General features: G+C 66.2%; 10 protein-coding genes. 7 read left to right on the top strand and 3 right to left on the bottom strand.

Going from position 1 to position 13,242, the window contains the following annotated elements; all coding sequences use genetic code 11:
* The first annotated feature begins 40 nt into the window (after positions 1–40).
* Together AC2A1N_RS17855 and AC2A1N_RS17850 are read left to right on the top strand one after the other, a co-directional pair.
* A complete protein-coding gene (locus AC2A1N_RS17855) occupies positions 41–1,432 on the top strand; it encodes a class II 3-deoxy-7-phosphoheptulonate synthase (RefSeq protein WP_061480555.1) in 1,392 nt (463 codons plus the stop codon).
* A gap of 742 nt (positions 1,433–2,174) precedes the next feature.
* Entirely contained in the window at positions 2,175–3,362 is a 1,188-nt protein-coding gene (locus AC2A1N_RS17850) for a mechanosensitive ion channel family protein (RefSeq protein ID WP_342668052.1), read from the top strand.
* A gap of 72 nt (positions 3,363–3,434) precedes the next feature.
* On the opposite strand, the gene AC2A1N_RS17845 is transcribed toward AC2A1N_RS17850, so the two are convergent.
* Genes AC2A1N_RS17845 through typA form a run of 3 tightly spaced genes read right to left on the bottom strand, consistent with a single transcriptional unit; the run spans position 3,435 to position 7,425 of the window.
* Positions 3,435–5,057, bottom strand: coding sequence for an amidase (locus tag AC2A1N_RS17845; RefSeq protein ID WP_061480554.1), 1,623 nt, complete (start codon positions 5,055–5,057; stop codon positions 3,435–3,437).
* A 41-nt stretch (positions 5,058–5,098) separates the two neighbouring features.
* A complete protein-coding gene (locus AC2A1N_RS17840; RefSeq protein ID WP_061480553.1) occupies positions 5,099–5,566 on the bottom strand; it encodes a DUF2127 domain-containing protein in 468 nt (155 codons plus the stop codon).
* An 11-nt stretch (positions 5,567–5,577) separates the two neighbouring features.
* Positions 5,578–7,425: a translational GTPase TypA gene (gene typA, locus AC2A1N_RS17835; RefSeq protein WP_061480552.1), complete on the bottom strand. Its 1,848-nt coding sequence runs from the start codon at positions 7,423–7,425 to the stop codon at positions 5,578–5,580.
* Between the two features lie 271 nt (positions 7,426–7,696).
* On the opposite strand from typA, the gene AC2A1N_RS17830 reads away from it, so the two are divergent.
* The 5 genes from AC2A1N_RS17830 (at position 7,697) to AC2A1N_RS17810 (ending at position 13,240) form a co-directional block, all read left to right on the top strand.
* A complete protein-coding gene (locus AC2A1N_RS17830) occupies positions 7,697–8,188 on the top strand; it encodes a peptidylprolyl isomerase (RefSeq protein WP_005408225.1) in 492 nt (163 codons plus the stop codon).
* A gap of 118 nt (positions 8,189–8,306) precedes the next feature.
* A complete protein-coding gene (locus tag AC2A1N_RS17825; protein ID WP_005415428.1) occupies positions 8,307–9,293 on the top strand; it encodes a malate dehydrogenase in 987 nt (328 codons plus the stop codon).
* A gap of 129 nt (positions 9,294–9,422) precedes the next feature.
* A complete protein-coding gene (locus tag AC2A1N_RS17820; protein WP_061480551.1) occupies positions 9,423–10,037 on the top strand; it encodes an RluA family pseudouridine synthase in 615 nt (204 codons plus the stop codon).
* Positions 10,038–10,662: 625 nt separating this feature from the next.
* Positions 10,663–12,543 carry a propionate--CoA ligase gene (gene prpE, locus AC2A1N_RS17815; RefSeq protein WP_061480595.1) on the top strand — a complete coding sequence of 627 codons (1,881 nt, stop codon included), beginning with the start codon at positions 10,663–10,665 and terminating at the stop codon, positions 12,541–12,543.
* A 193-nt stretch (positions 12,544–12,736) separates the two neighbouring features.
* Entirely contained in the window at positions 12,737–13,240 is a 504-nt protein-coding gene (locus AC2A1N_RS17810) for a hypothetical protein (RefSeq protein WP_005415431.1), read from the top strand.
* Positions 13,241–13,242 lie beyond the last annotated feature (2 nt).

The raw sequence follows: 13,242 nt of genomic DNA, 5'->3' as shown, positions 1-13,242 counted from the left end.
GCTCTGCGACCATGACCGCCCCCCACCCCGGAAGTCTGCAATGAGCCTGTCCGCCGTTCCGCCCGTCTCCGATCCCGCCGCGACCACCGCTGGCGCTGCCTGGTCGCCGGAGAGCTGGCGTGGCAAGACCGCGCTGCAGATGCCGACCTATCCGGACCCGGTGGCATTGGACGCCGCTCTGCACGAGCTGAAGCGGCTGCCGCCGCTGGTCACCTCGTGGGAGATCCTGGCGTTGAAGCAGCAGCTGGCCGAGGCCCAGGAAGGCAAGCGCTTCCTGCTGCAGGGCGGCGACTGCGCCGAGAACTTCAGCGACTGCGAATCGGGCACCATCTCCAACCGCCTGAAGGTACTGCTGCAGATGAGCCTGGTGCTGGTGCACGGCCTGCGCCAGCCGGTGATCCGCGTGGGCCGCTTCGCTGGCCAGTACGCCAAGCCGCGCTCGGCCGACACCGAGACCCGCGACGGCGTGACCCTGCCCAGCTACCGCGGTGATGTGATCAACGCACCGGCGTTCACCGAAGCGGCGCGCCTGCCGGACCCGAAGCGGATGCTGCAGGCCCACGCGCATTCGGCGATGACGATGAACTTCGTGCGTGCGCTGATCGACGGCGGTTTCGCCGACCTGCACCACCCCGAATACTGGAACCTGGAGTGGGTAAGCCACTCGCCGCTGGCGGCCGAGTACCAGAAGATGGTGGCCTCGATCGGCGATGCGGTGCACTTCATGGAGACCCTGGCCGGGGCCCGCGTGCACAACCTCAACCGCATCGACTTCTACACGTCGCACGAAGCGCTGCTGCTGCCCTACGAGCAGGCGTTGACCCGCCAGGTGCCGCGCCAGCAGGGCTGGTTGAACCTGAGCACGCATTACCCGTGGATCGGCATGCGCACGGCCGCGCTCGATGGCGCGCACGTGGAGTACCTGCGTGGCGTGCGCAATCCGATTGCGATCAAGGTGGGCCCGTCGGTGACGCCGGACCAGCTGCTGCGCCTGATCGATGTGCTCAACCCACATGACGAGCCGGGCCGCCTGAGCTTCATCCACCGGATGGGCGCAACGCAGATCGCAGAGAAACTGCCGCCGCTGCTGGACGCGGTCAAGCGTGATGGTCGCCGCGTGCTGTGGGTGTGCGATGCGATGCATGGCAATACCGAAAGCACCGCCAACGGTTTCAAGACACGCCGCTTCGACAACGTGCGTGGCGAGGTGGAGATGTCATTCGATCTGCATGCGGCCGCCGGTACGCGCCTGGGCGGTGTGCATCTGGAACTGACCGGCGAGGACGTGACCGAGTGCATCGGCGGCGCGCGCGAACTGACCGAGCGCGACCTGGAGCGCGCGTATCGTTCAACGGTGGACCCGCGGTTGAACTACGAGCAGTCGCTGGAGATCGCGATGGCGATCGTGCGCAAGCAGGAGCAAGTGCGGTAAGGGGTTTTCGGCAGGGCTTGCAGCCCTGCACCTGCTGCAATCAACGGCAACGGCAACGGCAAAAGCCGAAGCGGCATTCCGTGGGGTGGCGGGGTGGCGTGGGTGGTCAGGACACGCCGTAAACCCATCCATGGCGCCAACGGTCCTGCCCACCCACACCGCCCCGCCTCTGACAGATGTCGTGCGCTGTTGGTGGGTGCCGACCGTTGGTCGGCACATCTGTCAGATATCGAATGAATCATCCACGCATGGCGTGGATCCACTGGTAATGGCGGCTGTTGGTAGGTGTCGACTTGGGTCGACACGATTTTTCTGTCAGATATCAATATTGAAAATGGGGTAGGAGCCCGTTGCGCAGCAACGGGATCTGACCCCGTGCCGACCAACGGTCGGCACCCACCAACAGCCGCGGGAACTGTCGAAGGCGGGGTGGGTCCGGTTGCGGGGGCGTGAGCCGCATGGATGCGGCGACCGAGCTTACATGGGTGAGGGCGCTTCGCTTGCGAAGCACTGCTTCGCAAGCGCCCGAACGCGCAGCCGCCAACGGCTGGGCCGGGCCCCGGAGGGGTACTTGCAGCGCCCCCCGCAACCGGACCCACCCCGCCATCCCACAGGAAACCCGCTTCTGCTTCGGCTGTTGCTGTTGCCGTTGCTGTCGCTTCGGCTTCTGGGCAGGTGCAGGGCTGCAAGCCCTGCCCACCAACACCCTGCTTACGAACGGCTGACGTGACGCTCATGCCCCATGCGCGAGGCTGTCTGCTTGGCTGTTCGAGTGGAGGTGGCAACGGTGCACTGGCAAAGCGCACAGGCCTACGCATGGCCGTTGGGATTGGCAGCAGTAGTGGGTGGCATCGGCGCGTGGCTGATCCTGTGGATCTACCACCGGCTGAAAGGGCGTGATCGGCGGCGCGCGCGCATCGGGCGTGTGCTCGGGCTGCCAATGGCCACCGCATGGCCGCTGCTGCTGTTGATCCCTGCACTGCAGGCCACGCCGCTGCAGGATCCCCTTCTGGGCAACCTGCAACGGGTGCTGCATATCGCACTGACCGCCTGCTTCATCTGGCTGCTGGTACGCGCAGTGGCAGCGGGTGAGCGGGCCATCCTGCGCAGCCATCCCATCGATGTCTCCGATAATCTGGAAGCGCGCCGCATCCAGACCCAGACGCGGGTGCTCAGCCGTGTGCTGATGGGCGGCATCATCGTGCTGGGTGCTTCGCTGGTGCTGTTGACCTTTCCCATGGTGCAGAAGATCGGCACCGCGCTGCTGGCCTCGGCGGGCCTCATCGGCCTGGTGGCCGGTATCGCCGCAAAGCCGGTGTTCGGCAACCTGATCGCCGGCCTGCAGATTGCAGTGACCCAGCCGATCCGACTGGACGATGTAGTGATCGTCGAGGGCGAGTGGGGACGCATCGAGGAGATCGGCAGCAGCTACGTGGTGGTACGTATCTGGGACGAGCGGAGGATGGTGGTGCCGCTGACCTGGTTCATCGAGAACCCCTTCCAGAACTGGACCCGGCGCAGCGCCGATCTGCTCGGTACGGCGTTTCTGTGGCTGGACTATCGTGCCCCGATCGCGGCGATCCGCGCCGAGCTGGAGCGCATCTGCCAGGGCGAGGCATTGTGGGATGGCCGGGTCTGCGTGACCCAGGTGACCGAAACCAGCGAGCGTGCGATCCAGGTGCGGCTGCTGGTGAGTGCGCGCAGCTCCGGCGACGCGTTCGACCTGCGTTGCCTGGTACGCGAGCGCATGCTCGATTTCCTCGCGCGTGAGCATCCGCAGTCGCTGCCGCAGCTGCGTGCGCGGCTGCAGCATGCTGACGAGCTGGACATGCCGCGTGGTCCACGTGCACGTACTGCAGATGTGCGTTCGCCGGGGGCTGAAGACGGTGAGGCGGCAATCGTGCCAGCGGAGCCCGACCAGCCGCTGTAGAGCCGAGCCATGCTCGGCTGCTTTCGATTTTCCGTTGAAGCCGAGCGTGGGCTCGGCTCTACAGAAACACGATCACGGCTCGCCGGCGTCGATCAGCGTGTCGGTATCGAAGTGCGGCGGGCGCCGTGCGCGCGTGCGCTGCTCGTAGGCGTAGGCCATCTCGATCAGCTTCGGCTCGCTCCAGGCGGTGCCCATGAACAGCAGGCCGACCGGCAGGCCATCGATCTGGCCCATCGGCACGCTGAGGCTGGGATAGCCGGCGACGGCGGCGGCACTGTAGCTCTCGCCGGGGAAGTCGTCGCCTTCGCTGCGGATCGGCCACGCAACGCCGGTGGTCGGCGCGACCAGGGCGTCGAGCTGGTGGGCGGCGAGGGCGGCATCGATGCCTTCCGGGCCCGCCAACCTGCGCGCATCGCTGCGTGCGCGGATATAGGCGGGGTCAGCCAGGCCGGCGGTAGCGTCGGCTTCCACCAGCAGTTCCTGGCCGAACAGGCCCAGTTCCTGCTTGCTGTGCGCCTGGTTGAAGGCGATCAATTCGGCCAGGCTGTGCAGGGGAGCGCGGTGGGCGCTGAAGTAACGCTCCAGCCCGGCCTTGAACTCGTACAGCAGCACCTTGCGTTCGGCGTCGGCCCAGGCGCCCTGGTTGGGCAGCTCCACCGGCACCAGGACGGCACCGGCCCGACGCAGCTCGGTGGCGGCGTGTTCGATCAGTGGCGGCATGCCGCGGTATTTCAGCAGCGGCGTCTGCAGCAGGCCGATGCGCTTGCCACGCAGTCCCTGCGGATCCAGCCGCGCGGTGTAGTCGTACACCGCACGGCCGGGCATGGTTGCGGTGGCCGGGTCGGCATCATCGCGGCCGGCAATTGCGGTCAGTACGGCGGCAGCGTCGGCGACGCTGCGTGTCATCGGCCCCGCAGTGTCCTGGCTGAAGGAAATCGGGATGATCCCATCGCGGCTGACCAGGCCAACGGTCGGCTTGAGGCCGACGATGCCATTGATCGCCGCAGGGCAGACGATGCTGCCGTCGGTTTCGGTGCCGATCGCCACGCTGGCCAGGTTGGCGGCGACCGCTACCGCGCTGCCGCTGCTGGAGCCGCAAGGCGAGTGGCTGAGGCGATAGGGATTGCGGGTCTGGCCACCGCGCGCGCTCCAGCCGGACACCGAATCGTTGCCGCGGAAATTGGCCCATTCGCTGAGATTGGTCTTGCCCAGCACCACGGCCCCGGCCTCGCGCAGGCGCCGCACCAGATACGCATCGTCAGGGCGGAACCCCTGCAGGGCCAGAGAGCCGGCACTGGTGGCCATCGGCGCAGCGTTGATGTTGTCCTTCAGCAGTACCGGGATGCCGTGCAGCGGGCCCCGCAGGCGTCCATCGCGGCGCTCGCGGTCGCGCGCCGCGGCTTCCTTCAGGGCATCGGGGTTGAGCTCGATCACCGCGCGCAGGCGGGGCCCGGCCCGATCCAGGGCGGCGATGCGCTGCAGGTAGGCCTGGGTCAGGGTGGTGCTGTCCAGTTCACCGGCGGTCATCCGCGCCTGCAGGTCGGCAACATCGGTTTCAGCGTACGGGAACGGCACGTTGCGGCTCGCAGGTTCGGCCGCATGCGCGCTGGGCGTGGCCGGGCTGCAGCCAGCCGAAAGCAGCGCAGGCAGCGCGGCGAGCAGGCAGGTCAGCAGAGGCGGCAAGGACGGGCGCATGGGGCGGCTTGGTCGGCTCCAATCCCCAGTGTAGCCGGTGGTCAGCGGTGGCGCTTGCGCAGGTCGCGGGCGAGAACGTAGACCACGATCAGGTTGATCGCCAGGATCGTCCACGACGGCCAGCCGGGGTGGCGGATGATCGCGAAGATGTCGAAGGGCAGGTACAGCGAGGCAGTCAGGCAGCCCAGCCAGGAGGCCCAGGCCTTGGCCCGCCACAGGCCCCAGGCTTCGACCAGGTGCAGCAGGCCGTAGCCGATCATCCCTGCCGCGGCCAGGTGGACCGCGTCGGGGTTGATCATATGCAGCAGCGAGGGCAGGGTGCCATGGTCCGGATCCAGGCTGAAACGCCGGATCAGGACCATGATGCCGTGCCGAAGCGGCTGCGGTCCGAGCACTTCCAGCCCGGTGGCGGCCAACAGCGCCAGCATCGCCTTGCTCGCTTCGAGCAGGGCGATGACGTGCAGACCCGGATGCCGGTGTGGATCCGGGTTGTAGCCGCTCTGGTTCACGGGGTGCTGGCTCAGCCGCCGCGCGAAGCCTTCTTGCGGTCGCTCTCAGTCAGGAACTTCTTGCGCAGGCGGATCTCCTTCGGGGTGATCTCGACCAGCTCGTCGTCTTCGATGAAGTCCAAGGCCTGTTCCAGCGAGTACTTGATCGCCGGGGTCAGCTGGATCGCGTCGTCCTTGCCGGAAGCGCGCATGTTGGTCAGCGGCTTGGTCTTGATCGCGTTGACGGTCAGGTCGTTGTCCTTGGAGTGGATGCCGACCAGCTGACCTTCATACACGTTGTCGCCTTCGGCAGCGAAGAGCTTGCCGCGTTCCTGCAGCGGGCCCAGCGAGTAGGCCGGGGTGACGCCCGGCGCATTGGCGATCATCACGCCGTTGATGCGCTTGGCGATGGCGCCCTGTTCCTTCGGGCCGTAGTGGTCGAACACATGGAACAGCAGGCCCGAACCCTGGGTCAGGGTCTTGAACTCGTTCTGGAAGCCGATCAGGCCACGGGCCGGGATCTGGTACTCCAGGCGCACGCGGCCCTTGCCGTCCGATTCCATGTTCTTCAACTGGCCCTTGCGGGTGCCCAGCTTTTCCATCACGCCGCCCTGGTGCACTTCCTCGATGTCCACCACCAGCTGCTCGATCGGCTCCATCAGCTGGCCGTCGATTTCCTTGATGATCACTTCCGGGCGCGACACGGCCAGCTCGTAGCCTTCGCGGCGCATGTTCTCGATCAGCACCGACAGGTGCAGTTCGCCACGGCCGGAGACCAGGAACTTGTCGGCGTCTTCCAGCTGCTCGACCTTCAGGGCCACGTTGTGGACCTTTTCACGGTCCAGGCGGTCCTTGATCTGGCGGCTGGTCAGGAACTTGCCACCGGACAGGTCCTTGTTGCCGGCGAACGGCGAATTGTTCACCTGGAAGGTCATCGAGATGGTCGGCTCGTCGACGGTCAGCGCAGGCAGGGCTTCCGGGAAGTCCGGTGCGCAGATGGTGTCGGAGATGGTCAGCTCCTGGATGCCGGAGATGGCCACGATGTCGCCGGCCTCGGCCGAATCCTGCTCGATGCGCTCCAGGCCCATGAAGCCCAGCACCTGCAGCACCTTGCCGTTGCGCTTCTTGCCTTCACGGTCGATGACCGCGACCTGCATGTTCTTCTTCAGGGTGCCGCGCTGGATGCGGCCGATGCCGATCACGCCCACGAAGTTGTTGTAGTCCAGCTGGCTGATGCGCATCTGGAACGGGCCTTCCGGGTCCACTTCCGGCTTCGGCGCGTGCTGCATGATCGCTTCGTACAGCGGGGTCATGTCGCCGTCGCGCACGGTGTCTTCCAGGCCCGCGTAGCCGTTAAGGCCCGAGGCGTAGACGATCGGGAAGTCCAGCTGCTCGTTGGTGGCACCGAGCTTGTCGAACAGGTCGAAGACCTGGTCGATCACCCACTCCGGACGGGCGCCCGGACGGTCGACCTTGTTGACCACGACGATCGGCTTGAAGCCCATCGCGAAGGCCTTCTGGGTCACGAAGCGGGTCTGCGGCATCGGGCCGTCCATCGCATCGACCAGGATCAGCACGGTGTCGACCATCGACAGCACGCGCTCGACCTCACCGCCGAAGTCGGCGTGGCCGGGGGTGTCGACGATGTTGATCCGGTTCTTGATGCCGGTCTTCTTGTCTTCCCAGGTGATGGCGGTGTTCTTGGCCAGGATGGTGATGCCGCGTTCCTTTTCCTGGTCGTTGCTGTCCATCACGCGCTCGGCGAGGACGGTGCGCTCGGACAGGGTGCCGGACTGCTTCAGCAGCTGGTCGACCAGGGTGGTCTTGCCATGGTCGACGTGGGCGACGATGGCGATGTTGCGAAGATTTTCGATGGACATACGAAAGGGGGCCAGTCGGCGCCGGATTTGGAAAAAGAAGTCCAACATTATACGTCGAACTTGACGATTCGCGAAAAGATGGATTTCACGCCGGCCAAACGGCCCATTCAGCTGGCTGTCCACCGCTTCGGCCGAGGTCGCCAGGACGGCCCCTCGGCTCACCTTCCCCTGGCTGAAGGCGGGGGCTCCACCGATGGTCGAAGGCACCGCCGCCACGAGGCAGGTGTAAACTAGGTGGCTAGACGCATTCCCCTTTGCACCAAGGATCTTCATGTCCCTCATCGCCACTTTCGACACCACCCAGGGCCCGATCAAGGTCGAGCTGTTCGCCGACAAGGCGCCGCTGACCGTGGCCAACTTCGTGAACCTGGTCAAGCACGGCTTCTATGACGGCCTGATCTTCCACCGCGTGATCGCCGACTTCATGATCCAGGGCGGCTGCCCGCAGGGTCGTGGCACCGGCGGCCCGGGCTACAAGTTCGAAGACGAGAAGAATGGCGTGAAGCACGAGGTCGGCTCGCTGTCGATGGCCAACGCCGGCCCGAACACCAACGGCAGCCAGTTCTTCATCACCCACATCAAGACCGATTGGCTGGACGGCCGCCACACCGTCTTCGGCAAGGTCCTGGAAGGCCAGGCCATCGTCGATTCGGTCAAGCAGGGCGACGTGATCCATTCGATCACCCTGGAAGGCGACGTCGACGCCGTGCTGGCCGCCCAGGCCGACCGCGTCGCGGAGTGGAACAAGCACCTCGCCGCCTGACCCCCTTTCGAAACGGCCACCCACGGGTGGCCGTTTCCCTGTTCCCCGCCGCCCGCCCGGCCTGCGTGGCCATGCCCGCGGCGCCCCATCAAACGCTTGCAAGCAAGAGGAAACCCCCATGAAAGCACCCGTTCGTGTTGCCGTGACCGGCGCCGCCGGCCAGATCGGTTATGCCCTGCTGTTCCGCATCGCCTCCGGCGAAATGCTGGGCAAGGACCAGCCGGTCATCCTGCAGCTGCTGGAACTGCCGGTCGACAAGGCCCAGGCCGCCCTGAAGGGCGTGATGATGGAGCTGGAAGACTGCGCGTTCCCGCTGCTGGCCGGCATGGTTGGCACCGATGACGCCGAAGTCGCGTTCAAGGACGCCGACATCGCCCTGCTGGTCGGCGCACGTCCGCGTGGCCCGGGCATGGAGCGCAAGGACCTGCTGCTGGAGAACGCCAAGATCTTCACCGCCCAGGGCGCCGCGCTGAACAAGGTCGCCAGCCGTGACGTGAAGGTGCTGGTGGTCGGCAACCCGGCCAACACCAATGCCTACATCGCGATGAAGTCGGCTCCGGACCTGAAGCCGGAGAACTTCACCGCCATGCTGCGCCTGGACCACAACCGCGCGCTGAGCCAGCTGTCGGCCAAGCTGGGCAAGCCGGTCGGTGGCATGGAGAAGCTGGTGGTGTGGGGCAACCACAGCCCGACCATGTACCCGGACTACCGTTTCGCCACCGCCGACGGCGCCTCGATCGCCGATGCGATCAACGACCAGGAGTGGAACGCCAACACGTTCATCCCGACCGTCGGCAAGCGCGGCGCGGCGATCATCGAAGCCCGTGGCTCGTCCTCGGCCGCTTCGGCCGCCAATGCCGCCATCGACCACGTGCGTGACTGGGTGCTGGGCAGCAACGGCAAGTGGGTCACCATGGGCGTGCCGTCCGACGGTTCCTACGGCATTCCGGAAGGCGTGATCTTCGGTTTCGCGGTGACCACCGAGAACGGCAAGTACACCCTGGTCAAGGATCTGCCGATCGACGACTTCAGCCAGAAGTACATCGACAAGACCCTGGCCGAGCTGGAAGAAGAGCGCGCCGGCGTCGCCCACCTGCTGGGCTGATGCAGGCGGTACCGGCCACGGCCGGTACCTCCACCGCGATGGTGGGTACCGACCGTTGGTCGGTACGCTCACCGCAGAAGACGGGGAGGCTTCGGCTTCCCCGTTCTCATTTGGAATTCCTGGAACCGCATGATCCACCTGCACTACATCGACGACGCGCTGCTGGTGGCTGAAAAGCCCGCCGGCCTGCTGTCCGTGCCCGGCCGCAGCGCCGAGAACCAGGACTGCGTCGTCGCGCGCCTGCAGGCGCTGTACCCGGATGCGTTGACCGTGCACCGCCTGGACCAGGTGACTTCCGGGCTGCTGCTGCATGCGCGTGGCAAGGACATGCAGGCGGCGTTGTCGATGCAGTTCGAGCAGCGCCGGGTTGGCAAGCGGTATGAAGCGGTGGTGCAGGGGCTGCTCGAGGGTGATTCCGGTGAAGTGGACCTGCCGTTGATCGTGGACTGGCCGAACCGGCCGAAGCAGAGGGTCGATCAGGAACGCGGCAAGCCGGCGCTGACGCGCTGGCGCGTAATGGCGCGTGAGGTGGAAGCGCAGCGTACCCGCGTGGAGCTGGAACCGATCACCGGCCGCAGCCATCAGCTGCGCCTGCACACGGCCAGCCTCGGCCATCCCATCGTCGGTGATGTCCTGTATGGCGCGGCACCGGCGCAACGCGTGCACCTGCATGCGCGCAGCCTGCGGTTCACCCATCCGGTGACGGGCGAAACACTCGCGTTCGAGTCCGCGACTCCGTTCTAGGGGGCCGGCAGGGCTTGCAGCCCTGCACCCGCAGAATCAACGTCAACGTCAAAAGCGGGCTATCCGTGGGTTGGCGGGACGGTGTCGGAGTGCGGGGACGCCGCAAGTACGTCCGTGTAGGCTTGGCAGCCGCTTGCTCGTGTGCGCTTTCCTGCGCACACGGCAAGACCGGGGTTGGGCGTCCTGCCCAACCCGCCCGAGGCATGCCTCGGGCCCATGCGGCTGACACCCCGTACTCCGACACCGTCCCGCCTCTGATAGATTCCCGCGATCTGATGGATCCATGCTATGCGTGGATGGAACATGCTATGCGTGGATGGAATCTGTCAGATATCGAAATACATCCGGGGTCAGATCCGGCATGGCGGGCGTCGGATCGTGTCTGGGGCAGAGCCCCCTGAGTCAGGGAGCGGCCGCGAAGCGGCGGGGGTTTGGGTGTTGGTAAGTGGGGCCCGCGGTTCGCGCAGCGAAGCGTGGGAGCGGCAGCGCGCATGCGATGGCGCGTACCGAGGTGCAGGGCTGCAAGCCCTGCACAACAAACCCCACCCCCTACCAAGGTAGGGCGGCCCGCGCGCCAGCGCCGGACTATCCTCGAACCCATGACTTTGTCTGGGAGGGCTGCGTCATGAACTACGAGGAAACCTACCGTCGCTCGATCGACGAGCCGGAGGCGTTCTGGGGCGAGGAAGCCAAGCGCATCCATTGGCACAAACCGCCGCAGCAGGTGCTCGATTACAGCAACCCGCCGTTCCGGCGCTGGTTCGTCGGTGGTGAAACCAATCTCTGCTACAACGCCGTCGACCGCCACCTGGCAACGCGCGCCGACCAGCTCGCGCTGGTTGCGATTTCCACCGAAACCAACAGCACCCGCGAGATCACCTATCGCCAGCTGTATCGCGAAGTGAACGACTTCGCCGCCGTGCTCAAGCATCTCGGCGTCGGCCACGGTGACCGCGTGGTGATCTACATGCCGAACATGGCCGAAGCCGTGTTCGCGATGCTGGCCTGCGCGCGCATCGGTGCGGTGCACTCGGTGGTGTTCGGTGGCTTCGCCGCGCACAACCTGGCGCTGCGCATCGACGATGCGAAGCCGAAGTTGCTGATCGCAGCGGATGCCGGCATGCGCGGTGGCAAGCTGATTCCATACAAGCCGATGGTTGACGCGGCCTGCGCCGAAGCGGCGTCGCCTCCGCCACACGTGCTGATCGTCTCGCGCGGGCTGGATGCCGCCGAACCCCGCGTGCCGGGTCGCGACGTGGACTACGCCACGCTGCGTGCTCAGGTCGGTGAAGTCGACGTGCCGGTGCAGTGGCTGGAAGCGAGCGAGCCGAGCTACCTGCTGTACACCTCCGGCACCACCGGCAAGCCGAAGGGCGTGCAGCGCGATGTCGGTGGTTATGCGGTGGCGATGGCGCAGTCGATGGAGACCGTGTTCGACTGCAAGCCGGGCCAGGTGATGTTCTCCACTTCCGACGTCGGCTGGGCGGTGGGCCACTCGTACAACGTGTACGGCCCGCTGATCGGTGGCTGCACCTCGTTGCTGTACGAGGGGCTGCCGACGAATCCGGACCCGGGTATCTGGTGGGCGCTGTGCGAACAGTACAACGTGCGCACCATGTTCTCCTCACCCACCGCCATCCGCGTGCTGAAGAAGCACGACGCGGACTTCATCCATCGCCACGACCTGCGCGCCCTGAAGTACCTGTTCCTGGCCGGCGAGCCGCTGGACGAACCCACCGCGCACTGGATCAGCGAAGCGCTGGGCAAGCCGATCATCGACAACTACTGGCAGACCGAAACCGGCTGGCCGGCACTGACCCTGCTGCCGGGCCTGGAGATGAAGCCGGTCCGCTTCGGTTCACCGGGCTTCCCCAATCTCGGCTATCGGATGAAGGTGATCGACGAGAACACCGGCGAGGAAGTGGCGCCGGGGCAGAAGGGCGTGCTGGTGGTGTCGCCGCCCTTGCCGCCGGGTTGCATGAGCACGGTGTGGAACGACGACAGCCGTTTCCTGCAGAGCTACTTCAGCCACTTCAAGGAACTGCTGTACAGCTCGCTGGACTGGGCGATCCGCGATGACGATGGCTATACCTTCATCCTCGGCCGTACCGACGATGTGATCAACGTGGCCGGGCATCGTCTGGGTACGCGCGAGATCGAGGAGGCCATCTCCAGCCACCCGCGCGTGGCCGAGGCTGCCGTGATCGGGGTCAAGGACGAGCTGAAGGGGCAGGTGCCGCTGGTGTTCGTCACCCTCAAGCAGGGGCTTGAGGGCGAGGATCCGGCGCCGGTGGTGGCCGAGATGATGGCGACAGTGACGACTTCGCTTGGTGCGGTCGCGCGCCCGGCGCATGTGCACGTGGTCAACGCGCTGCCCAAGACCCGTTCGGGCAAGCTGCTGCGGCGCTCGTTGCAGGCGTTGGCCGAGCAGCGTGACCCGGGCGACCTGTCGACGCTGGATGATCCCAGCGCGCTGGAGGAAATCCGCCGCGCGCTGGGCCGCTGACCTGCTTCTGTAGAACCGAGCCGATACTCGGCTCCGCATGCCTTGCCAAAGCAGCCGAGCATGGGCTCGGCTCTACAGGGGAGGCCGTTGCTGCACCGCAGCTTCCTCCCTGCAACCGGTGCGCTAAGCTCGGTTGCAGGGGAGCGTGCCCGCCAGGGCGCGCCGGCATTGCGCATCGAGGGAGGGGGAGGCAATGGCATTGCTGCACGCCAAGACGGCGGCTGGCCGTCAGGAAATCGAAGACCGTGGCCGGCGCCTGCCGGCGGCACTGCGTTCAATCCTGCTGATGGTTGATGGCCATCGCGATGACACCGAACTGCGTGGCCTGTTCGATGGCCTGCGCGCACCTCCGGATGCACTGGAGCAGCTGGCCGCACAGGGACTGATCGAGGTGATCGGCGGGAGCGTAGAGGCCGCTCCGGCGCGTGGCATCAGCACCGGCCGCGAACAGGACCCGGCGCTGTACCAGCAGTTGTACGACGCGATGAGCGAGGCGGTGCGGCGCCATCTGGGGCTGAAGGGCTACTTCATGCAGTTGAAGATCGAACGCTGCACCGATGCGCTGGCGCTGGAACGCCTTTGCCCGGAACTGCTGGCGGCGGTGGGCAAGGCGCGCAGCCCGGCGCTGGCCCAGCGCTGGTGGCAGGAAACCCAGTCCGCCGTAGTAAACGCTGGCAAAGAGGTCGTGCAGGCCTGAGC

Source organism: Stenotrophomonas maltophilia group sp. SKK55 (genome assembly GCF_057179845.1).
Note: the sequence above shows the minus strand (reverse complement) of the source record. Positions and strands in the feature narration are given on the sequence as shown.

Excerpts from the sequence above, each read along its gene's own strand:
- AC2A1N_RS17855 (WP_061480555.1), top strand. The coding sequence starts at position 41 with ATGAGCCTGTCCGCCGTTCCGCCCGTCTCCGATCCCGCCGCGACCACC.
- AC2A1N_RS17850 (WP_342668052.1), top strand. The coding sequence starts at position 2,175 with ATGCGCGAGGCTGTCTGCTTGGCTGTTCGAGTGGAGGTGGCAACGGTG.
- AC2A1N_RS17845 (WP_061480554.1), bottom strand. The coding sequence starts at position 5,057 with ATGCGCCCGTCCTTGCCGCCTCTGCTGACCTGCCTGCTCGCCGCGCTG.
- typA (WP_061480552.1), bottom strand. The coding sequence starts at position 7,425 with ATGTCCATCGAAAATCTTCGCAACATCGCCATCGTCGCCCACGTCGAC.
- AC2A1N_RS17830 (WP_005408225.1), top strand. The coding sequence starts at position 7,697 with ATGTCCCTCATCGCCACTTTCGACACCACCCAGGGCCCGATCAAGGTC.
- AC2A1N_RS17825 (WP_005415428.1), top strand. The coding sequence starts at position 8,307 with ATGAAAGCACCCGTTCGTGTTGCCGTGACCGGCGCCGCCGGCCAGATC.
- AC2A1N_RS17820 (WP_061480551.1), top strand. The coding sequence starts at position 9,423 with ATGATCCACCTGCACTACATCGACGACGCGCTGCTGGTGGCTGAAAAG.
- prpE (WP_061480595.1), top strand. The coding sequence starts at position 10,663 with ATGAACTACGAGGAAACCTACCGTCGCTCGATCGACGAGCCGGAGGCG.
- AC2A1N_RS17810 (WP_005415431.1), top strand. The coding sequence starts at position 12,737 with ATGGCATTGCTGCACGCCAAGACGGCGGCTGGCCGTCAGGAAATCGAA.